Raw genomic sequence first — 20,980 nt, 5'->3', positions numbered from 1 at the left:
CAACAATAGAACGAATGCTGTTCAATCGTCATGCCGTCCCGTGTGAATACGTTATGGGCAGGAGCTGACGAAGGGTGACCGACGCCGTGCCGTCTTCGGGGTTTTTGTCGGGAATTCGCGTGCTGCACAACGGCACGGGTATACCCGGCTCCGCGGCGGCGGCGCTTCTCGCCTCCCTTGGGGCGGCCGTCGACCGGATATCGGGCACCCATGTCCATCGCGCTGGTCCGGTGGTCGAGACACCCGACGGGAAGGCCGCGGCCGTCGATCTGGTGCTGAACCGTGAGGCGGCCGTACTGCCCGCTGGCGTCGTTCCGAGCTTGCAGGACTACGACATCGTCATCGTCGACGAGGCGGACGCTACACCGGATGCCGAGCACGGGGTCGTGGTGGTGGTCGTGTCCGCGTTCGGGGTGGATGGCCCGCGCCATCATCGGCCCGGCGGCGAGATCACGGCACAGGCCAGCGGGGGACTCCTTGCCACCATTGAGGACGCCGGCGGGGTTCCGGTGCCGGCCCCTGGTTACGTCGCATCGAAAGCTGTCGGGGCGGTTGCGGCGCTGGCCGCGCTGCACGGACTGGATCGTCGCAACCGCGAGGGCGGCTCTGTCGTCGTGGACGTCTCCGCCCAGGAGGCGGTCATCTTCACCGCCGCCCTGCCCGAATGCGCCCACATCCTCTACCGGTGTCCCGGTCGGGCCGGCAGCGGCCGCTATTTGGCACCGTCCGGTGTCTTCACCTGTCGTGACGGACTGGTCCGAATCACCGCTGTCGAGAATCATCAGTGGAGCGGTCTGCGCGCCGCACTCGAGGAACCCGCATGGGCCACGGGACTTGATGAGCGGCAGGCGCGCATCGAACACGCCGACCTGATCAACGCGCGGGTCACCGAATGGACCGCCAGCCGGCTCAAAGCGGACTGTGCTGCACTCCTGCAGGCCAATGGCGTGCCCTCAACGCCGGTCAACCACCCCGCCGAGCTCCTCGACTCACCGCAGTTGGCCCATCGCGGTTCGCTGCACCACGTTCGACTGGCCGACCAGACGGCCGCCGTGCTGGGTCCACCATGGTCGATCAGCCTCTCCCAGAAAGGCAGGCAGTCCGCGCCGGGCCTGGCCGGGCTCAGGATCGCCGAACTCACGCACGTACTTGCAGGCCCCATCGTCGGGGCGCTCCTCGGCGCGATGGGCGCCCGCGTCGTGCGGCTCGAAGACCCGGATCGGCTCGACATCTACCGGCGTAGTGGACCTTTCGCGGATGGCATCGCCGGCCCGGAGCGGGGCGCCTACTTCGCGATCGCGAACCACTCCAAGCGCAGCGTCCTGCTCGATCCCGCACGGGCAGTCGACGACGTCGCCGCAATCCTCGACCAGTCTGACGTATTGATCGAAAATGTCGGATCGAGCCGCCTGAGCCGTTTCGGGGTCGACCCGGCCGAGCTCGCCGACTCCGGTCGACTCACCCTGCGGGTGTCGGGATTCGGTTCCGACGGCCCGATGGCCGGCTACCGCGTGTACGCCAACAACGTTCAGTCCTACGGGGGCCTCGCCGGACTCACCACGGGCCAGGACGGAACACCGGCGCGCTTGGGCACGGTCCTGGCGGACCCGTTGTCGTCTGTCGTGGGCGCGGTCGTCATCGCCGCGTGGGCTCTCGGACCGAGCCGGTCTGGCGGCGCCGTCGTGGACCTGTCGATGGCCGAAGTCGTCGCATCGACGGTGTCGGAGTACCTCACCGCGGCGTCCACCGATTCCCTTCCCGACAACCTCGACGTCCAGCGTGCCGTCTATCGAGCCACCGACGGGCGCTGGGTCGCCGTCGAGCTGTGCGGCGAGCAATGCCACGCCGAAACTGCCGAGTTCGTCGCGAAACTCATCGCGATCAATCGGTCCGAAGACGCCGTCTTCAAGTTGCAGGGAGCGGGAGTCGAGGCCGCAGTCGTGCGCCGCGCCGACGAGCTGATCACCGACAACCACCTGACGGAACGCGGATTCTTTCCCGAAATTGCACACCCTGACCCCGATCTCGGCACAGCTCGGCTCGTCGGGCTGCCGTGGCGGTTCAGGGGTGAAGGGCCGGTGACGCTGTCGCCCCCACCTGCGCTCGGGAGTGCAAATGTGGACCACGAGAGGACGGCCCGTGCCGATGTCATCACCTGATCACGTCGCGACCGTTTGGTCGTCGACCTTCATTCCGTCGAAGTCGCCATTCGCGGATTTCGGCCCCGACGGATACAGCGTGGCGTGGGTCGATACGCCGAAAGGGCGGATCCAGGTTCTCGTCGACGGCGCCCGGCCCGCCCCCGGCACCGTCGGATCACTGGTGACGCGCACATTCGACGATCTGGAGATCGACGTCTTCTGTGCAGGTGCCCAGTGACGGTTGCCTATCTGAGCGGTGTCGGTGTCACTGAATTCGGCAGACACGGCGAGGTGCCTTTAGCCGATCTGGGAATCGCCGCGGCGCGAAAAGCTCTGGCGGACGCCAACGTCGACTACGACGAGGTCGGCGAGGTGTTCACCGCGTCCGCCCTCGCGCCGCCGCAGACAGGGATGAAGGTCGCTCTCACGTTGGGCCGAACGGGAATTCCCGTCACTGCCACGGAGAGCGCGTCGGCCGGTGGATTGGTCGCGCTTCGGCACGCCGTGTGGGCGGTGGCATCTGGGCGGTGTCGAACCGCGCTGGCGATCGGATACGAGAAGACGACGGCGTTGGAGCCTGGTGGCGTCGTGCCTGCCGCGGTGGGGTTCTGGGACCGATTCCCGCCTCAGACGCATTATGCGATCGAGGCGGCGCGGTGGCTGCACGACGCGGGTTGCGGACCGGACGTCATCGCGGCGGTCGCGGCGAAATCGCATAACCAGGCCCGGTTGAATCCCTTGGCGGCCAGGCGGAGTGCCGATCCAGTGACCGTCGACGATGTCTTGAACGCGCGCATGGTTGCGGATCCGCTGACCAAGATGATGTGTCACGCATCGGTGGACGGGGGCGCGGCGGTAGTCGTCACCGCGCAGCCGCAATCCCGTTCGATCTCGGTGCTGGCGATCGAGCAGACAAGTTGGCCCCTAGATCCGCAGTGGCCGACCATCGGACCGGTGGTTGGGCCGCCCTCGCAGTTGACGCTGACCGCTCAGCGTGCCTACGCGGCCGCGCGAGTCGATCCGTCCGACGTGGACGTAGTGTCCTTGCACGACATGTGCGCCAGCGAGGAGATCACCGCTCTGATCGCGATGGGACTGGCCGACTCCGCCGACGTCATCAAACACGCGGAGTCGGGGGCCCTGGCCAACGACGGCACGCTGCCTACCAACACCGACGGGGGTTGCATCGCGCGCGGCCACCCCATCGGCGCCACAGGATTGGCTCAGGCGGCCGAAATCGTCGCTCAACTTCGAGGCGAAGCCGAGGGCCGACAGGTACGCGACCCTCGAATCGGACTTGTGCAGGCAGTCGGCGGCGGCGGATCGTGCGCCGCCGCAATCCTCAGCGCCTGATCAAGCGATCGCGCCGCTCTCTTTGAGGGCCAGGATGCGATCCCAGTCACCCCCGAGCTCGAGAATGAGTTCCTCTGTGTGAGCGGCAAATTCGGGCATCGGAGCCAACGTCAGGGGCATCTCGTCATAGAGTACCGGGCTGGCTACCAGGTCGAACGTCTGACCGTCTTGTTCCACCGCGACGATGTTTCCGTTCGCGCGGACCTGCGGATCAGCGGCCACCTCCGCGGTGTTCTGCACTACTGCCCACTGGCCCTCGAAACCGTCGAGCACCCTTCGCCAGTGCTCCAACGGTTGAGCACCGATCGCTGACCGCAGCACCTCGATGGCCGTGGGCGCGTTCTCCGCCAGCTTCGCGTGACTGGCGAAGCGTTCATCGACCGCCAAGTCGGCCACGCCCACCCGCCGACAGAACTCACCGAAGTAGCGAAACCCCTGCAACATCGACAGCCCCAGGAACCGGCCGTCGCTGGTCCGGTAGAACCCGGTCAGGGGGTTGTTCGGCGCGACGTTCGCCCCCGCCGGGTTGGTTTGCCACGCCTCGCCGCTGACGAGCGCGGCGTTCACCGCTACGCCGGAGGCCCAGACACCGACTCCCAACAGCGAAATGTCAACGACCCGAGCATGTCCCGTGCGCTCGCGCTCGAACAGCGCGGCGGCGATCCCACCAGCGATCGTCATCCCCCCGATCGAATCGCCGTACGCCGGACCGGGTTGTGGAACCACGCCGTCCAGGTCGCACGGCGTGGCACCCATCGCACCCCCGGCGCGACTCCAGAAGCCTGTCATGTCGTAGCCCCCGGTGCCGGCGTCGGGACCCAGCGGGCCGTAAGCGCTTCCGCGGGCGTAGACGATGTCGGGGTTCACGGCACGCAGGTCGTCCACGTCGATGCGGAGCTTGGCACGGGCATCGGGCAGGAAGTTCGTCAGGAACACGTCGCTGGTGCGCGCAATCTCCATGAGCAGCTCGTGCCCATCCGAAGTCGACATATCCAGTGCCACTGAGCGTTTGCCGCGGTTGGCGTGTTCCATCACGGGGTTACGGTCGCCCTCCACCTTGACGTGGCCGAGTTGCCGAAGCCCCCGTTGGGAATCACCGGTCTGCGGGTGCTCGATTTTGATGACGTCAGCACCCCAGTCCGCGAGCACCGCACCGGCTGCCGGGACGAACGTCCACTGGGCGACTTCGAGCACACGCACTCCGGACATCGGTCTGCTCATCGACACGCTTCTCCGTTCTGTGCGTCAGTGACCGCAGTCATAGGTGAACAATAGAACACCATATGTCTATTTGCGATATGGTGGCGGGCGTGGCAGGCGCGCTTTCACACCTTCGGGTGTGCGATCTGAGTGGGCAGTTGGCAGGCGCCGGTGCGACGAAGATCCTGGCAGCGTTCGGCGCAAAGGTCATCCGCGTGGAGGATCCGGCCACCAACGGCTTGTGGGACGCGCTGCGCGGGGTGGGACCGTATATCGACGACCGGCGCGGTGTGGATCTCGGCGCCGGCTTCAACAATCACAACGTGGGCAAATACGGCGTCACGATTAACCTTCGCACCGACGAAGGCAAGCAGCTCCTCAGCGAACTCGTCGCGGTCAGCGATGTCGTCTGCGAGAACTTCGCGGCGGGTGTCATGGAACATCGCGGGTTCGGCTACGAGGACCTCAAGCGCATCAAGTCAGACATCGTCTATGTCTCCAACTGCGGGTTCGGACATACCGGGCCCTACCGGGATTTCAAGACCTGGGGACCGATCGTCCAGGCGATGAGCGGGTTGACCTACACCTCAGGGCTGCCCGACACCGAGCCGGCAGGCTGGGGGTTCTCCTACATGGACCACGGTTCCGCCTTCTACATGACGGCGGCGATCTTGGCGGCCGTGCACTACCGCGACCGCACCGGGGAAGGACAGCACGTCGACTTGGCGACGGTGCCCGCCGGGATAGCGATGCTTCCGACGGAAGTCCTCGACTGGACAGTTAACGGGCGAACCGCTCACCCCTCAGGCAACCGTGCCGATTTCGACGAATACGCGCCACACGGCATCTACCCGTGCCAGGGCGAGGATCGGTGGATCGCGATCGCGTGCCGCGACGAGCGCGAGGTCGCGCTGTTAGCAAAGGTCCTCGATGAGCCTGCGCTGATCACGGACAGATTCGCCACCCTGGCCCAGCGGGTCGCGGCCGCCGACGAACTCGACGGCATCGTCGGCGCCGCGACGGCAGTGCGCGACGCCGTCAGCCTCGCTGACGATCTCGTCGGTGCGGGCGTGCCGGCCAGCGTCGTCAAGAGTCCACCGGAGCGGATCGACGCCGATCCCGACCTGGTGCGCATGGGGTTGTTCCCCACCGTCACGCACCCGGACATCGGAAGCGTTCGTGTGGAGGGTGTTCCGATGACGTTCTCCGCCACGCCGTGGAGTATCGACTCGGGCGGGCCCAAACTCGGGCAGCACAACCGCGAGATTCTCGGGCAGTTGCTGGGCCACGACGACGAGACACTCGACGACTGGACCCAGCGAGGTGTGATCTGAGCGCCCTGGCCGACGTGCGCGTCGTCGAGATCACCGATCAGTACACGCCCATAGCCGGCCGGACGCTTGCTGAACTCGGCGCAGACGTCGTCGTGGTCGAGCCTGTCGAAGGCTCGCCGCATCGGCACCGACCTCCATTCGTCGATGACGAACGCGATGCGAACCGGAGCCTGCGCTGGTGGGCAGGAAACGTCGGAAAGCGGAGTGTAACAATCGATCTCAATGCCGAAGTCGGGGTCGAGAAACTGCGCCAGCTGATTGCCACCGCGGACGTGGTACTGGCAGGCAGCAACCGCGTGGCCAGCGGTGCGTTGAGTTATCGCGAAGTCGCCTCGGCACAGCCCGCGTTGATCTGGGTGTCGATCTCTCCCTTCGGCGTCGGGAGTGCCCGCGCCGACGACCCCGTTACCGATCTCACCGTGCTGGCCGGCGGCGGTCCAGTATGGAATTGCGGTTACGACGACCATTCCATCGCACCGATGCGTGGTTCGGGCGACCAGTCCGCCAACATCGGCGGCATGTACGGGGCGATCGGCGCGCTGGTCGCCCTGTCGCACCGCGATCACTCCGGCGTCGGCCAGTTCGTTGACGTAAACGTGACCGCTGCGTGCAACGTCACCTGCGAACAGACGACCTACCACTGGCTCGTCAATCAGGCTGTCTGCGTCAGGCAGACCGGACGGCACGCCTACCCGACCCCGAGCTCACCGGTCCAAGTCCGTTGTGCGGACGGACATTACGCGACGACGGGGGTGCTGCCACGTAAGCCCGAAGAGTTCACGCGGCTGGTCGACTGGCTCACCGAGCTCGACCTCGTCGAGGAACTGCCGGAGACGTACTTCCTGGAGCTGGCCGCCGACCGCGAGCAGCCGGTCGATCTCGCGGCAATCGGCGAAGACGATGAGACCACCGCGATTCTCAGTGCGGCGCGCGACGCGGTCACCCTCATCGCGTCTCGGCTACCCGCCAAAGAGTTCTTCCTCGCGAGTCAGCGCCGCGGGTTCGCTGCGGGGGCGATCCTGGCGCCACACGAGGCTTTCGACGATGAGCACACGATCGCGCGGGGTATGCACCTGCAGGTCGAGCACCCGGAATTGGGTCGCACCGTGACGTATCCGGGGGCCCCCTACCTGTTCGGCGCCAGCCCCACCGCCGTACCCACGCGCGCTCCGCTGCTTGGTGAGCACAACGCACTTCTGGACGACATCGCACGATGAGTTCCGGGTACCGCGTCACCCACATCGGACTGTGCGTGCGCGAGGTGACGAAAGCAACCGCGTTCTACTGCGGTGCGCTCGGCTTCGAGAAGGTCGGCGAGATGCGCGTCGACGACGCGGCGTCAGCGCAGCTGCTCGACGTCGAGGGTCTGGTGCTGGATCTTGTTTATCTGCAACGCGATGGCTTCCGTCTGGAGTTGCTTGGATACACCGAACCGGGCACCACCGGGGTTGCCGAGCCCCGCCCGATGAACATGCTCGGTTTCACCCACCTGTCCATTCGAGTGGACGACGTTGACGCTCTGGCCAATCGGGTGGTCGAGCACGGTGGTCGACTACTGGCAGATCGCACCGTAGTGTTCGGCGGCGGGAACCGCGGGCTGATGTTGACAGACCCCGATGGCAACCTTCTCGAGCTGATCGAACGCCCGTCGCGCGCATGAGGTTGCCGTCCTAGACGACCTCGAAGACGTCGTAGGTCAGGCTGCGTCCGGTGACATTCCCCTTCGCGACGCCGAGTATTCGGGTCAACCACTCATACCTGTCGTCTCCGGTTTCGAAGTACATAGATGAGTACACGATTCCTGTGTGCGCGTTCATTCTGCCGAGGTAGGTGACGAGAATGACTGCGCCGTCGTCGGTTTCGACCGTCAGCCGCGCGTCCACGCGGACTCGACCGCCAGGCTCGACGGTTGCCCAATCCGCGGCGGCCCGTCCCTTCAGCGAGGCCCGCAGCCGGTCGCCGTCGAAACGCGCCGCAGTAATCTCGCCGACTGTCACGCTGCCTGCAGGGCCTGAGGACACTTCAATGGGCTCGCCGAGCTCATAGTCGACGCGGCACAGCGGACGGAGCCGGGCGGCGCTTTCAGCCATGCCCGATAAATTCGATGGCGGCACCGTGGCATGTCTTCGGGTCGGCAATGAGGCGGTGCCCGTCTCGGTCGGCGATCACGACGCCGTGGTCGACGAGGTGCGATTCGGCCGCCGCGAGGTCAGCCGTCTCGAAGACGCAGGAGTGCATGATTTCACCGTTGGCCGCGAGATCGCGCGCCGCGACGGTGTCTTCGGACAATGGCGTGATGAGTTCGACGGTGGTGTTGGCTCCCAGCTTTAGCACCCGCCGCAGGGAGCCGGCCGAACGCTCCTGCTCGCACACCGTGGCACCCAACGCCGTGTAGATCCCCGTGGCCCGGTCCAGTTCGCGGACCACAACACCGATCCGCCAGCCTTCGATGGCGAGCGGATGCGCTTGCCACGGCCGAGTAGACCAGCCCGCGACGAATCTGGGGTCCTCCCATTTACCAGGGACACCTAGCGGTCCTGGCCTCGATTCGACGAACGGCATGAATTCGAGCTGGCCTGCAGTGTCCTTCGGGTGGGTGAAGATCGGACTCATCGGCGAAGCGGCCACAGCGTCGCGACCGGAGCCCCCGAGTCCGAAGCAACGGACCCCTGCAGCACTCAAGGCGTCGTAGACATCGGCGGGTGAACTGTTCACGAAATACGCGGCGGCGTGGAGGTGCGGGCCGAATCGCTTCAGGAATTTACCGAGAGGCAGCTCCGCTCCCTCAGCAGTCGGCTCCATCACGTCGACGGCGAGGTCCGCGATGGCGAGCATGGATGCCCAGCGTTTCTCCGCGTCCAGCCACTCATCAGTGAAGATGTCGACCGCACCGAAGACGGTGCGATAAAACTCGGCGACCGTGCGGTAATCGTCGACGACGTGATTGACATGCCATTGTCGACCGATTTCGATCACGACTCTCCCGTCCCACTATCCTCGAAACACTATGACAGATACTGTCTCGTTGTTGGAAGTCGTATCGGCTCGTGGGGACTGAGTGAAAGGACGACGGGTGTCCACAGCAGTGGCGAATAACGCCGAGCTCTCACTCTTCACGTCCACCAGCAGGGACTTCCTTGATCGTGAAGCGCCCATCGCTCGGGTTCGCGAACTGCATCAGCTCGGCATCCCCTACGAGCGAGACTGGTGGCAACGCGGTGCTGAAATCGGCTGGACCGCCTTGCTGGTTCCCGAGGAGTTCGGCGGCGGTTGCGTGTCGGGCGACGGCGTCGCGGACCTGACCATCGTCGCCGAGCAGTTCGGCCGCGGCGTGGCACCAGGTCCCTTACTGCCCGTGAGCGCCGTGGCCGTGGCGTTGGTGGAGGCGAGCACTGTTGCAGCACATGCGGATACGCTTCGTGGCGTCGTTGCGGGCACGCTGGTGGCATCGTGGGCGGTTGCCGAGCCGGGCCGAGTGTTCGGCGACAGCCCGACCACCAGCGCCGCGCTGACCGCGCGGGGATACCGGATCGACGGGATCAAGGACCGGGTGGAAGCGGGCATTTCCAGCGACCTGTTGCTGGTAACAGCACAGGGCACGCAGGGAGTTCAACAGTTCCTCGTGCCTTCAAACGCAGCTGGCGTAGAAATCAGCCCGCAGACGGGGGTTGACCTGGTCCGCGATTACGCGTCTATCCGGTTCGACGGAGTGGAAGTTGGCCTCGATGCGGCAGTCGGAACACCTTCGGAGACAACCGAATTAGTGAAGCGCCAGGCGCTCGTCGTACAGCTGCTGCAGTGCGCGGAGATCATCGGCGCCCTCGACAGCGTTTTCGCGATGACAGTCGCGTGGGCACTCGACCGCCACACATTCGGTCGCCCGCTGGCGTCCTACCAAGCCCTCAAACATCGGTTCGCCGACATGAAGACACATCTCGAGGCGTGCCGGGCGATCGTGGCGAAGGCAACGCGGGACGTGTCGGCACGATCGGCTGATGCCGCAGTGTCGGTGAGTGCGGCGAAGGCGTACGTCGGCGAGTATTCGGTGGCGATCGCGCAGGACTGCGTCCAGCTGCACGGTGGGATCGGCGTGACCTGGGAGCACGACCTGCATGTCTTTTTGCGCCGCATCGAGGTCGATCGAGCCCTGTTCGGTACCACCGAGGAACACCAGGAACGGGTCTACGCCGTTCTCGCAGAACAAGAGTTCACCCGATGACCGAGACCGTGCCCCAGTTCCGCAAGCGCGCCGCGGAGTGGCTCGCCGCCAACATGTCGCCGCTCAACGGCGAGCCCCAATTCGCCGATCGCGCCGATGATGCCACGTGGCAGCATGCTCGCGAGCTCCAGCGGCGGCTCTTCGACGGCCGATTTGCCGGCATCTGCTATCCCCGGGAGTACGGCGGCCTGGGACTCGGCTACGCGTATCAGCTCGCATTCAACGAAGAGGCCAAGGACTACGCCATGCCCGTCATCCTCAACATCCCGAGTCTGACCATCTGCAGCCCCACCCTGTTGGACACCGCCAGTGAGGACCAGAAGCGCACCCACATCGCCGCCGCACTGCGCGGCGAAGAAGTGCTGTGCCAACTACTCTCCGAACCCAGCGGTGGCTCGGACCTCGCGGGCGTCGTCACGCGAGCCGAACGGCGCGGCGACAGATGGATACTGAACGGCGCGAAGACGTGGAGCAGCAGCGCCTTCGCAGCCGACTTCGGGCTGTGTCTGGCACGCACGGACTGGGACGTCCCCAAACACGACGGCCTGACGATGTTCCTGGTACCGCTTGACACACCGGGTGTGACGTTGCGGCGGATTCGTCAGGTCAACGGCTCCGCGGAGTTCTGCGAGGAGTTCCTCGACGACGTGGAGCTCGGCGACGCACACGTGGTCGGTGAGGTTGGCGGCGGATGGGCCGTTGCATCGCGGCAACTGTTCCACGAACGCCGGGCCGTCGCGAAAGGCTCCGAATACGCCAACTGCGGCGCAGCCGAATCGGGTCGCGGCGGCCCGATCGACCTCGTCGCTCTCGTCGCGGCGACCAAGCAATCCGATGATCGCTGGGCGCGACGCCTCGCGGGACGCGCCCTCGCGCACCGAGTTGTGGAGAAGGCCCTGGGGGAGCACGTGTTTCACGGTGTGTCCACCGGGCAGATGTCACCTGCATCCGGATCGATGACTCGGCTGTTCTTCGCCGAATGCGAGAACTTGGTCCTCGACACCGCCCTGGCCCTGGTCGGAGAACAGGGCGTCGTGGGAACTACAGCGTTCACCGCTATCGGCGAGAAATTCTTGTCCCGTCAAATCGTCAACATCGGCGGTGGCACAACCGAGATCGCGCGCAACATCATTGCCGAGCGAGTGCTGGAATTCCCTCGGGAACACGCCGCCGATCGCGGGGTCCCGTTCAAGGACGTCCGCCGCACCAGGGGTGGTGCGTGACCGGGAGTCTGCTCAGCGCGCGGCTCGCCGACGTGCTTGGCGTCTGGCACGGTCAGGGTGCGCCGTCGTTTCCCATCGAGCGCTCCGACATCCGGAAGTGGGCGATCGCCACTTACTGGCCCGAGCCACCCCCTCGGCTCTACTGGGATGAGGACTACGCCCGCACGACCAGGTGGGGTGGCATCATCGCCCCCGACGACTTCAACCCCTTCGCATGGCCGATCGAGGCGCCGGATGCGGGCCCGGCTCATTACGCCCTGCCTCAACCCGGGGAGCCGGCTCAGCGCGTGCTCAACGGCGGTGTCGAGTTCACCTTCGGCGAGCCGATGCGCCCCGGCGATGTGATCACAGGCCGGTGGCGCATCAAAGACGCGACCGAACGTGACGGCAAGCTGGGCCGAATGCTGTATCTGAACCTGGAACGCGAACTCAGCAATCAACGCGGCGACGTGGTCCGCACCCGTGTCGACACCTTGATCCGCTACTGAAAGCCCACGAGGAGAACAAGCATGTACATCGCAGGCGAGTGGCGATCAGCGTTGTCGGGCAGGATATTTGACAGCACGAACCCCGCATCCGGGTCCGTGCTCGGCACCGTCCCGGACGGTGACCGCGCTGATGCCAGGGCGGCGATCGACGCCGCGGCCGCCGCACTACCGGCCTGGCGAGCAAAGACCGCCTATGAGCGTGCAGAGGTCCTGATCGCGGCACATCGGATCATGCTCGAACGTCAAGACGAGTTGGCGGCGTTGATGACCAAGGAGCAGGGAAAGCCGCTGCGGATGGCACGCACCGAGGTCGGCTACGCGGCCGATTTCCTGCTCTGGTTCGCCGAAGAGGCGAAACGCGTTTACGGGGAAGTGATTCCGTCTGCCCGCGCCGACCAACGGTTCCTCGTACTGCAGCAGCCGGTGGGCGTCTGCGCGGCGATAACGCCCTGGAATTATCCGATTTCGATGATCACCCGCAAGGTCGCGCCCGCCCTGGCCGCCGGGTGCACGTCGGTGCTCAAACCCGCCGAACAGACGCCGCTATGCGCGATCGAGACGTTCCGGGTGTTCGCCGACGCCGGCGTACCTTCCGGGGTGGTCAACCTGGTTACGTGTTCAGACCCAGAGCCAGTTGCCGACGAGATCCTCGCCGACCCCATGGTGCGCAAGATCAGCTTCACCGGGTCGACCGAGATCGGCAAGATGATCGCATCGCGGGCGGGCGCAACAATGAAACGCGTGTCGATGGAACTCGGCGGCCACGCACCGTTTCTCGTCTTCGCCGATGCCGATCCCGAACATGCCGCCAAGGGGGCCGCGCTGGTCAAGTTCCTCAACAGCGGCCAAGCCTGCATCTGCCCCAACCGGTTCATCGTCCATCGCTCGATCGCAGAGCCATTCCTTGCGACCCTGCGTGCACGCGTCGAGAAGCTGGTGCCCGGTGACGGTCTACAGAAAGGCACGACGGTGGGTCCGCTCATCGACGACGTCGCCATCAAGAAGATGGAACGTCAGGTCGAAGACGCCGTCGACAAGGGCGCGACGGTGGTGATCGGCGGATCACGCCTGAGCGGAACCGGTTTCGACGGCGGCTGCTTCTTCGCGCCGACGATCCTGTCAGAGGTCACACCGGACATGCTGATCTGTTCGGAGGAGACATTCGGGCCGATCGCCCCTGTCACGGTGTTCGACGACGAGAACGAGGCCGTCGAGCTGGCGAACTCGACAAGTTACGGACTGGCCGCCTACCTCTATACCCGCGACATCACCCGCGCCATCCGGGTCGCCGAAGCTCTGGACTTCGGGATGATCGGGATCAACGACATCAACCCGACCTCGGCGGCAGTGCCGTTCGGCGGTATCAAGGAAAGCGGGTTAGGGCGCGAGGGCGCCCGAGCGGGACTCGCCGAGTACCTCGACACCAAGGTGCTAGGAGTGGCGTTATGACGCTCGACTACGACGCCATCACCGTCGGTGACCGGATCCCGGAGTTCGTTCGGACCACCGGCTTCGCGGAGTGGAACCGGTACGCGGCGGTCAATGACGAATTCATTCCCATCCATATGGACGACGCCGCCGGCCGAGCGGCGGGCAACGAAGCCGGCGCGTTCGGCATGGGCAATCTGCGACTCGCCTACCTGGCGAACATGTTACGGGCTTGGATTGGCGACGACGGCGAGATCCGTTCTCTGACAGCGAAATACAAGAGCATGAACCAGAAGGGCGATGAGCTGCACGCCGTCGGGGAGGTCGTCGGCAAGGAAATCGTCGACGGTGTCGAGCTGGTTCACCTGACGATAGATGTGGTGGATCAACACGGTACGAGCACGACCCCGGGCACTGCGACCGTCGCGGTGGGCCCGCACCCGCCCAGCAAAAGTCGCAGGGAATGACGCCGATGCCTGAGCCGATCGATCAGCCCGACGACGCCGAGCGGGAGAAGCTCGACGAGACCGATCACGATCTGTTGACGTTCGGCGAGGTCGGCGAACGCTTGCGGCTGGAGATCGCTGCGGCCGCACGGGAGGTGCAGCGTGTGGCGGAGTCTGGCACCCCCGAGGAACTCAATCGGGCCGAGATTCGCCTCCGCGACTTGCGTATCGCGGCCAAGCGCAACGACGTCAGCCCAATCAACGACGCCAACTTCGAGAAATTTTTCGGATATCCCGGAACTGCGCGCCGGAATCTCTCCCACCCCACTCCGGGCGATGATACGTAACAATTAGTCATTGATTGTTCAGTTGTACTATCATTTAGGCGTAGCCCAGGCACGGCCGACAGCCGTGCAGATCACCGCGGAGGACCACCATGCCGCTGCAGGACAATCATCAGATCGTCTCCGTGGATGACCACCTCGTCGAACATCCGAGAGTGTGGCAAGACCGGCTACCGGCCAAGTACCGCGAAGCCGGGCCACGGATCATCGAGCGCGACGGCAAGCACCTCTGGAGCTACGACGGCGTCATCTACCCCACCATCGGCTTGAACGCGGTCGCCGGTAGGCCGATGCAGGAGTGGGGTCTGGATCCCGTCCGCTACGAGGACATGATTCCCGGCTGCTACGACCCGGTCGCACGCATCGCGGATATGGATCTCGACGGCACTCAGGCCGCGTTGTGCTTTCCGTCGTTCCCCGGTTTCGCCGGCGGCACCTTCCAACGCGCCCAAGATAAGGAACTGGCCCTGCTGTGCGTGAAGGCCTGGAACGACTTTTACATCGAGGAGTGGTGCCCAACCGCACCCGAACGCTACATACCGCTGGCGCTATTGCCCACGTGGGACATCGATGCGTGCGTCGCCGAGGCCGAGCGAACGGCTGCCATGGGTGCGCGGACGGTGTCGTTTCCCGACAGTCCCGTTCCACTCGGGCTGCCGTCGTTCCACTCCGACCATTGGGATCCGTTGTGGCAGATCTGCTCCGAGGCGCAGATGCCGGTGTCGATGCACTTCGGCTCGGGCGGCTACGTGCCCGGTTTCTCGTTCAGTTCGATGGAGAAGTACTCGACCCTCGACGCCGTCAACGGCGTGCGCCCGATGCCGGACTCGCCCTACGCCGTCGCGATCACCCTGTTCGCGACGAACCTGATGTGGTCGACCGTCGATCTGCTGCTGTCCGGGAAGCTCCAGAAATTCCCCGATTTGCAATTCTCCCTCGCCGAAGGCGGTATCGGCTGGCTGCCGTACATCCTGGAACGCACGGACTACGTGTGGGAGCGCCACCGCTATTACCAGCCGATCGACTTTGATACCAGGCCTTCGGAGCTGTTCCGGAAACACTTCTACGGCTGCTTTATTGACGACGAGCACGGCCTGGCGAATCGCCACATGATCGGAATCGACCGCATCACCCTGGAGACCGACTTCCCGCACTCGGACTCCAGCTGGCCCAACTCGCGTAAACGCGCGGCCGAGGTGTTGGCCAACGTTCCCGACGACGAATGCGCGTTGATCGTCGAGGAGAACGCCCGCAGGATGCTGCGCTTCCCGAGAACGCCGGCAGCGTAGCGCCGACTACTTGAACACGCCCGGCGAGCTGGAGTAGTCGACGGTGGACAGCTCCGTCATCCCGCCATCGATGTGCAGCACGGTGCCGGTGACGAACGCCGCATCGTCGCTGGCCAAAAACGCCACTGCTGGTGCGATTTCGGTGTCGGGATCGGCCCCGCGCTTCATCGGCGACGCGTCGGCAGTTCGGGAGTAGTTGTCCCATTCGGTGCCGATCATGTCGCGCTGCACATCGGTCAGCGCGAACGGACAGACGGCGTTGACCCGAATCCCGTGCGCCGCCCACTCGTTGGCCGCCACCTTGGTCAGCGCGCCGATCGCACCCTTGGCAGCCGAATACGGTCCGGTGTAAGCGATTCCACCGATCGCCGAGCCCGACACGAAGTTGATCACCGATGCCTTGCCGGCGGCCTTGAGGAACGGGTGCGCTAGCTGCATGAACCGGAACGTCGCCTTCGGGCCGGTCGCCTCGGACAGCTCCCAGTCCTTGTCCGACACCAGTTCGAGGGCCTTCGGCATCGCGAAATACTGCGCAGCGTTGACCAGTACGTGCAATTCACCGGCGAGCGCCGCCACGTCGACGGCGGCGGCGATGTCGTCACGCTTGGCGACATTCGCCTTCACATACTTTGCGACGCCGCCGTCGCGCTCGATGAGCTCGATGCACTCGGCGGCCTTGTCATCGTTCAGGTCGACGATCGTCACCCTGGCCCCCTCTGCGGAGAGACGACGGCAGATCGCCCTGCCGAGCCCCTGCGCTCCGCCGGTCACCAGTGCATTCCGATCGTCGAGGCGGCTCATGAGCATCTCCCTTGCGTGTAACAATTGAACATATTTCGTTCTATCATTCAGCATCATCGCAGACCGCCGAAATTCGGCTTGGGAGAGGGGTATCGGATGCGGGTAGAGGTGGATCGCGATCTGTGCGAGTCGAACGCCGTTTGTGTGGGAATTGCCTCCGACGTGTTCGAGCTCGACGACGAAGACCTCGCTGTGGTCAACGTCGAAGAGATACCGCAGGACCGCGAGGATGACGTCCGAACGGCTGTCCAACTGTGCCCGAAGATCGCGCTGACGTTGCGTGAGGACGGCTAGGGGCCCCGTCGTGACGGCGTCGGCACCGACCTGGACGTGATGATGATCCGGCACCGCGCGCAACAGGCTGACGGCCGTCATTAGCGATCGTCAATCACGCCGCTACCCTGACTGGATGGCATCGAGCCCCGCACCCCCGGAGGCGGGCGCGCAGACGACGAGCGTCCGCGAGATCCGGCGCCTGGAAACCAGGGCACGCCTGTTCGAGGCAGCCATCGATGAGATCAGCGCGCGAGGCCTCGCCCGTGCGGACGTCACCGCTATTACGAAAGCCGTGGGCGTTGTGCGCGGCACCTTCTACTTTCACTTCCCTACCAAGGAGCACGTACTCGTCGAACTGCAGCACAGGGAGGAAGTCGCGGTTGTCGACGCGCTGCGAGGTGCACCCAGCGCGGCCGACGATCTCGAGCCACTCCTGACCCTGCTGGTGCGTCACATCCTGGACGCTGGACGCCGCATGGGCACGGTCGTCTTTCAAGACATGCTCGGCATGCAGTTCTCGTCCTCTCGACCGGCCGATATCGCGTTCGACGAACACCCGGTAATGCAATACATCATGGAAATAATCACCAACGCCCAACGGGCCAAACGTATTTCAGCCAACTCCGACCCCCGCGAACTTGCGCTGTTCTTCGGGACGGGACTGTACGCGCTGCTGGCCGTCGGCATCCACGACTTCGGCGCACTGAGCCGCTATGTGACAACGATTGTCAAGGGAGTGGAGAACAGATGACCTACAACACCGCTGAGGGCTACCTCGACTTTCTGGTTCGTCGCGACGGCGAGAGTCACCGACGGCGGTAGTGCTCGAGCGCTTCCCGCATCCCGGCGAGTCGCCGCTCGGCCAGTTCGTCACCTTCACCCGCTTCGATCATCGCGGCGACCTCGGCGATCTCAGTGACGAGGCGGCTGGCCGCCTCGTCACGGGTCAGAAGGTCTTGATCCACCCAGTCGTCATGCGGAATTCGATCGTTGGCGTCCATCCTCGCCCTTCCCTCCCAGCCACGCTATAGTCAACTAAGCACAATCTGTTTAATTGTTCTGCACGAGTGCCAGCCTAACAGCGAAGACCGAGAGGTATCAGCGATGCCGCTGCAACCGTCCATGAAGCTCCTGTCCGTCGACGATCACCTCATCGAACCGCCACACGTGTGGAGGGATCGACTGCCGAAGAAATACCTCGAAGACGGCCCTCGCATCGTCGAGTTTCCCCGCGAGGGTAAGCCGCCGATGCACCAGTGGGTGTACGAGGGCCGCAGCTACCCCAACATCGGGCTGAACGCCGTCGCGGGTAAGTCGCCAGAGGAGTTCGGCGTCGACCCGGTGCGATACGACGACATGATTCCCGGTTGCTACGACCCCAAGGCGAGACTGGCCGACATGGACATCGACGGGGTGCATGCAATGCTGTGCTTCCCCTCGTTTCCGCGATTCTGCGGGACGGTGTTTCTCGAGGGCGACGACAAGGATCTCGCGCTGCTCAGCGTGCAGGCCTGGAACGACTTCTCGCTTGATGAGTGGTGTTCCGCCGATCCGGCCCGGTTCATCCCGATGATGATCAGCCCGCTCTGGGACGTACAACTGATGGTCGCCGAGATCGAGCGAAATGCCGCGAAAGGGTGCCGCGCGGTCGGACTCCCCGACAATCCGATGAACCTTGGGCTGCCGAGTTTCCACACCCCGCACTGGGATCCCGTCTGGTCCGCCCTCGAAGAGACCAACATGACCGCCGTCATGCACTTTGGCTCCGGCGGCATGCCGCCCTCGACAGCACCCGAAGCACCGTTCGCCGTCATGGTCACACTGATGGGCACGACCTCGATGGCCGCGGCGATCGAGTTGGTGTTTTCGCCTGTGTTCCACAAGCATCCGAATTTGAAGGTCGCGTTCTCCGAGGGCGGCATCGGTTGGATGCCCTACCTGGTCGAGCGAGCGGACTACGTCTGGCGCAAGCACAAGTACTACCAGAACATTCACCCCACAATCGCCCCGTCTGAGTTGTTCCGGCGCAACATCGCCGGCTGCTTCATCGAGGACGAGGTCGGCGTGGCGATGCGCCACCAGATCGGCATCGACAACATCACCTGGGAGTGCGATTACCCGCACTCGGACTCCTTCTGGCCCAAGAGTCGGGCTCGCGCCGAGGAGATGCTCGCCAGTGTGCCCGATGAGGACGCCGCCAAGATCGTCGAACTCAATGCGCGCCGCTGGTACGCCTTCCCCGAAGAGGGTTTCAAGGCCTCCACTGCCGACAGCGGCTGGCGCCCGAACAATGGTGCGCCGCCGGAGTACGACTACGACGCGGTGATGTCGGACCACGGCGGCGTCGGATATGGCGCGTTCATCGAGAACCTGGCCAAGCAGATGGCCAACAAGGAGCAGAAGAACTAGGGGGCCGGCACCGCGATGTCGGTCGCGGCATCGCGGCCACGCAGGACACGCGACGAGACCAGCCGCCATCGATCGGCCTCCGCGGGCGCGGCACTGTACAGCGCTGATCCCGAGGCTGCCACTCCCCCATGGGCTTTCGCATACTCGGCCAGCCGCGCTGCCTCGTTTACCGGATCACCGATCACGGTGTATTCGTAGCGACGCGGATCCCCGATATTGCCCGCCACCACGGCCCCGGCGGACACCCCAATGCCGGCGGCCAAGCCCGGCTCGGCTGACCGCAGAGCCGCCGACAACTCACGCGCCGAGGCCAGTGCAGCTCCGGCATGGTCCGAGATGGGCTCGGGCGCACCGAAGATCGCCAGGGCGGCGTCTCCTTCGAACTTGTTCACCCACCCCTGGTGGCGTTCAACGCTTTCGACGACGGCGGCAAAGAATTCGTTAAGTCGGACCACGAGCCGATCTGGCCCGAGCTCCAACGCCATCCGCGTCGAGCCCACCAGGTCCACAAAGACGACAGCGACCTCACAATTGGTCCCGCCAAGCTGCGCCGACGCGGACGTCTCCGCCAGTCGCGCGACCTGCCGACCGACGTGCCTACCGAACAAGTCACGCAGGCGCTCACGCTCCCTCAGTCCCCCCGCCATCGTGTTGAAGCCGGCCTGCAGCAGCCCCAGCTCGGAGGCGTCGAACACCGGCACAGTGACGTCGTAGTCGCCGTCTGCGATCCGAGCCATCCCTTTGCGCAACTCATCGATGGGATCGGCGGTCATGGCACCCGTGAAAACGGTGACCGTCAGACCGCTCGCGACAGCTGCCCCCCCTAGGCTCAGCACGACGATCGCCAGCCGGTTGCCGGGATAATTGACGACAAGCGCGCTCGCGCACACGACCAGGATCATCAATAACGGAACACCGGTGCCTACGATCCAGGCGGACACTGCCCGTAACCGCAGGCCCGGACGTCGGCGGCGATCCGGCGGGTGCTCGGTGAGCACCGGCGCGACGTGGGATCGCAGGACGCGCGTGCTCCACCAGTAAGTCAGTGTGGCGGTGGTCGTCGCCGCCAGCAACGTCGAGATGCCCAGGGTAGTGGCCAGCCACGGTCGTGCCGAGTTGACGCAGATGAGCAGGAGTGCCCCGGTCGTCCACACTACGGCGCTGATAGTCGTCAGCCGGCCGGGAGTCGACATGAGAACGCGGTGGCGGGCGGCAACGGATGCCCCGGGGAGCACTGTCGTCCACCACAAACCCCAAATCGCCGCTGCGGGAATCGATATCGTCGCGTAAACGACTGCGGCGATGATGTTGACGTGCAGCACAGAGGGGTCGGCCAGGGCGGCCCCGGTGGGTAACGCACGCGAAGCCATCACACCGATTACCGATGCTCCCACCATGCTCGGGATCAGCGAACCGAGCAGCAGCGCGGCCCGCACAGCAGGCTCGACCGTGAAGTCACGACCAGGCCAGAGTCTCACAACGACGGTGCCCCATCGTCCCTGGGCAGAGTTCGCCACCACTCGGCGAAATCGGGATCCGACAAAGGAATGTCACCCACCCCCACCTGTCGACGCGGCCACTCGGCCGCAGGCTGCGCCAACGGCGACTTGGAGTGTCCGGCGCCATACCAGAGCCGGTGCCGACGGTGCGCGAAAAGCCATTCCCCGTCGACCCTTTCGTAGCGATCGTCGTACCTGATGAGCTGCTCGAGAAAGCCCTCCCTGCGGGTCTGGGCATAGCAGTGCGCCCACACCTGGCCGCTCGCATTCGTCTCGTCATGCAGCTCGATCAGGTGGTTGGCCACCAGGATGACCGCGAACACGCTGTCATTGAGACTGTCGAGCATCAACCTGCGCAGCGCATCGTGACCCTGTCCATAAGCGCCGAAATGTGCTGTCGGTGAATACAACTGGACCATCGCATTGATGTCGCGCGCCTCGACCGCAGCTGCGTAGCGGATCGGTAGCGCGCGAATGCGGTCGCGAGCAAGTAGCCCCGTGACCTCAGAGTCATCGACCGGCGGGGACAC

23 protein-coding genes are annotated in these 20,980 nt (G+C 64.9%); 16 read left to right on the top strand and 7 right to left on the bottom strand.

Features of this window, described 5'->3' with window-relative positions; genetic code table 11:
- The first annotated feature begins 74 nt into the window (after positions 1 to 74).
- Genes A5658_RS16935 through A5658_RS16925 form a run of 3 tightly spaced genes read left to right on the top strand, consistent with a single transcriptional unit; the run spans position 75 to position 3,494 of the window.
- Positions 75 to 2,159: a CoA transferase gene (locus tag A5658_RS16935; RefSeq protein ID WP_067337516.1), complete on the top strand. Its 2,085-nt coding sequence runs from the start codon at positions 75 to 77 to the stop codon at positions 2,157 to 2,159.
- Entirely contained in the window at positions 2,146 to 2,379 is a 234-nt protein-coding gene (locus A5658_RS16930; protein ID WP_067338404.1) for a hypothetical protein, read from the top strand. Before A5658_RS16935 ends, A5658_RS16930 begins: the two co-directional genes overlap by 14 nt.
- A complete protein-coding gene (locus A5658_RS16925; RefSeq protein WP_067337513.1) occupies positions 2,376 to 3,494 on the top strand; it encodes a thiolase family protein in 1,119 nt (372 codons plus the stop codon). Before A5658_RS16930 ends, A5658_RS16925 begins: the two co-directional genes overlap by 4 nt.
- Here A5658_RS16925 and A5658_RS16920 read toward each other — a convergent pair whose 3' ends face one another.
- Positions 3,495 to 4,715, bottom strand: a complete 1,221-nt coding sequence (locus A5658_RS16920; RefSeq protein ID WP_082993227.1) for a CaiB/BaiF CoA-transferase family protein — start codon at positions 4,713 to 4,715, stop codon at positions 3,495 to 3,497.
- A gap of 89 nt (positions 4,716 to 4,804) precedes the next feature.
- On the opposite strand from A5658_RS16920, the gene A5658_RS16915 reads away from it, so the two are divergent.
- Genes A5658_RS16915 through A5658_RS16905 form a run of 3 tightly spaced genes read left to right on the top strand, consistent with a single transcriptional unit; the run spans position 4,805 to position 7,688 of the window.
- Entirely contained in the window at positions 4,805 to 6,028 is a 1,224-nt protein-coding gene (locus A5658_RS16915) for a CaiB/BaiF CoA-transferase family protein (protein ID WP_082993266.1), read from the top strand.
- Positions 6,029 to 6,042: 14 nt separating this feature from the next.
- On the top strand, positions 6,043 to 7,245 hold the full coding sequence (locus tag A5658_RS16910; RefSeq protein WP_231997346.1) for a CoA transferase: 1,203 nt from the start codon (positions 6,043 to 6,045) through the stop codon (positions 7,243 to 7,245).
- Positions 7,242 to 7,688, top strand: a complete 447-nt coding sequence (locus tag A5658_RS16905) for a VOC family protein (RefSeq protein ID WP_067337503.1) — start codon at positions 7,242 to 7,244, stop codon at positions 7,686 to 7,688. The genes A5658_RS16910 and A5658_RS16905 overlap by 4 nt, the downstream gene beginning before the upstream one ends.
- A gap of 10 nt (positions 7,689 to 7,698) precedes the next feature.
- Here the strand turns inward: A5658_RS16905 and A5658_RS16900 are convergent, their stop codons facing one another.
- Both A5658_RS16900 and A5658_RS16895 read right to left on the bottom strand, forming a co-directional pair.
- Positions 7,699 to 8,118 (bottom strand): DUF3237 domain-containing protein, encoded by a 420-nt coding sequence (locus tag A5658_RS16900; protein WP_067337500.1) that lies wholly within the window; start codon positions 8,116 to 8,118, stop codon positions 7,699 to 7,701.
- Positions 8,111 to 9,004 carry a VOC family protein gene (locus A5658_RS16895; protein WP_067337497.1) on the bottom strand — a complete coding sequence of 298 codons (894 nt, stop codon included), beginning with the start codon at positions 9,002 to 9,004 and terminating at the stop codon, positions 8,111 to 8,113. Before A5658_RS16895 ends, A5658_RS16900 begins: the two co-directional genes overlap by 8 nt.
- A gap of 97 nt (positions 9,005 to 9,101) precedes the next feature.
- On the opposite strand from A5658_RS16895, the gene A5658_RS16890 reads away from it, so the two are divergent.
- From A5658_RS16890 to A5658_RS16860, 7 genes are all read left to right on the top strand, one after another.
- Positions 9,102 to 10,247 (top strand): acyl-CoA dehydrogenase family protein, encoded by a 1,146-nt coding sequence (locus A5658_RS16890; protein WP_082993226.1) that lies wholly within the window; start codon positions 9,102 to 9,104, stop codon positions 10,245 to 10,247.
- The gene (locus A5658_RS16885) at positions 10,244 to 11,470 is read left to right on the top strand and encodes an acyl-CoA dehydrogenase family protein (protein ID WP_067337491.1); all 1,227 of its coding nucleotides are present in this window, start codon (positions 10,244 to 10,246) and stop codon (positions 11,468 to 11,470) included. The genes A5658_RS16890 and A5658_RS16885 overlap by 4 nt, the downstream gene beginning before the upstream one ends.
- Positions 11,467 to 11,958, top strand: a complete 492-nt coding sequence (locus tag A5658_RS16880; protein ID WP_067337488.1) for a MaoC family dehydratase N-terminal domain-containing protein — start codon at positions 11,467 to 11,469, stop codon at positions 11,956 to 11,958. The genes A5658_RS16885 and A5658_RS16880 overlap by 4 nt, the downstream gene beginning before the upstream one ends.
- Positions 11,959 to 11,979: 21 nt before the next feature.
- Complete coding sequence (locus tag A5658_RS16875; protein WP_067337484.1) at positions 11,980 to 13,407, top strand: NAD-dependent succinate-semialdehyde dehydrogenase; 1,428 nt, start codon at positions 11,980 to 11,982, stop codon at positions 13,405 to 13,407.
- Positions 13,404 to 13,853, top strand: coding sequence for a MaoC/PaaZ C-terminal domain-containing protein (locus A5658_RS16870; RefSeq protein ID WP_067337480.1), 450 nt, complete (start codon positions 13,404 to 13,406; stop codon positions 13,851 to 13,853). Before A5658_RS16875 ends, A5658_RS16870 begins: the two co-directional genes overlap by 4 nt.
- A gap of 5 nt (positions 13,854 to 13,858) precedes the next feature.
- Positions 13,859 to 14,179 (top strand): acyl-CoA synthetase, encoded by a 321-nt coding sequence (locus tag A5658_RS16865; RefSeq protein ID WP_067338398.1) that lies wholly within the window; start codon positions 13,859 to 13,861, stop codon positions 14,177 to 14,179.
- A gap of 89 nt (positions 14,180 to 14,268) precedes the next feature.
- Positions 14,269 to 15,465, top strand: a complete 1,197-nt coding sequence (locus tag A5658_RS16860; RefSeq protein ID WP_067337477.1) for an amidohydrolase family protein — start codon at positions 14,269 to 14,271, stop codon at positions 15,463 to 15,465.
- A gap of 6 nt (positions 15,466 to 15,471) precedes the next feature.
- Here the strand turns inward: A5658_RS16860 and A5658_RS16855 are convergent, their stop codons facing one another.
- On the bottom strand, positions 15,472 to 16,266 hold the full coding sequence (locus A5658_RS16855; RefSeq protein WP_067338395.1) for an SDR family NAD(P)-dependent oxidoreductase: 795 nt from the start codon (positions 16,264 to 16,266) through the stop codon (positions 15,472 to 15,474).
- 96 nt (positions 16,267 to 16,362) lie between these two features.
- On the opposite strand from A5658_RS16855, the gene A5658_RS27610 reads away from it, so the two are divergent.
- Together A5658_RS27610 and A5658_RS16850 are read left to right on the top strand one after the other, a co-directional pair.
- Positions 16,363 to 16,560 carry a ferredoxin gene (locus A5658_RS27610; protein WP_082993225.1) on the top strand — a complete coding sequence of 66 codons (198 nt, stop codon included), beginning with the start codon at positions 16,363 to 16,365 and terminating at the stop codon, positions 16,558 to 16,560.
- Positions 16,561 to 16,675: 115 nt separating this feature from the next.
- Positions 16,676 to 17,293 carry a TetR/AcrR family transcriptional regulator gene (locus tag A5658_RS16850; protein WP_067337474.1) on the top strand — a complete coding sequence of 206 codons (618 nt, stop codon included), beginning with the start codon at positions 16,676 to 16,678 and terminating at the stop codon, positions 17,291 to 17,293.
- 55 nt (positions 17,294 to 17,348) lie between these two features.
- Here the strand turns inward: A5658_RS16850 and A5658_RS16845 are convergent, their stop codons facing one another.
- Complete coding sequence (locus tag A5658_RS16845; RefSeq protein WP_067337472.1) at positions 17,349 to 17,543, bottom strand: hypothetical protein; 195 nt, start codon at positions 17,541 to 17,543, stop codon at positions 17,349 to 17,351.
- 103 nt (positions 17,544 to 17,646) lie between these two features.
- On the opposite strand from A5658_RS16845, the gene A5658_RS16840 reads away from it, so the two are divergent.
- Positions 17,647 to 18,951 carry an amidohydrolase family protein gene (locus A5658_RS16840; protein ID WP_067337469.1) on the top strand — a complete coding sequence of 435 codons (1,305 nt, stop codon included), beginning with the start codon at positions 17,647 to 17,649 and terminating at the stop codon, positions 18,949 to 18,951.
- Here the strand turns inward: A5658_RS16840 and A5658_RS16835 are convergent.
- Both A5658_RS16835 and A5658_RS16830 read right to left on the bottom strand, forming a co-directional pair.
- On the bottom strand, positions 18,948 to 20,429 hold the full coding sequence (locus tag A5658_RS16835; RefSeq protein WP_067337467.1) for an adenylate/guanylate cyclase domain-containing protein: 1,482 nt from the start codon (positions 20,427 to 20,429) through the stop codon (positions 18,948 to 18,950). The two genes, A5658_RS16840 and A5658_RS16835, sit on opposite strands and share 4 nt — an antisense overlap.
- Positions 20,426 to 20,980 carry a nuclear transport factor 2 family protein gene (locus A5658_RS16830; protein WP_067337464.1) on the bottom strand — a complete coding sequence of 185 codons (555 nt, stop codon included), beginning with the start codon at positions 20,978 to 20,980 and terminating at the stop codon, positions 20,426 to 20,428. Before A5658_RS16830 ends, A5658_RS16835 begins: the two co-directional genes overlap by 4 nt.

The organism is Mycobacterium sp. 1245111.1 (assembly GCF_001673405.1).
Lineage (GTDB): Bacteria > Actinomycetota > Actinomycetes > Mycobacteriales > Mycobacteriaceae > Mycobacterium.
This window is presented reverse-complemented; position numbering and strand designations above follow the sequence as displayed.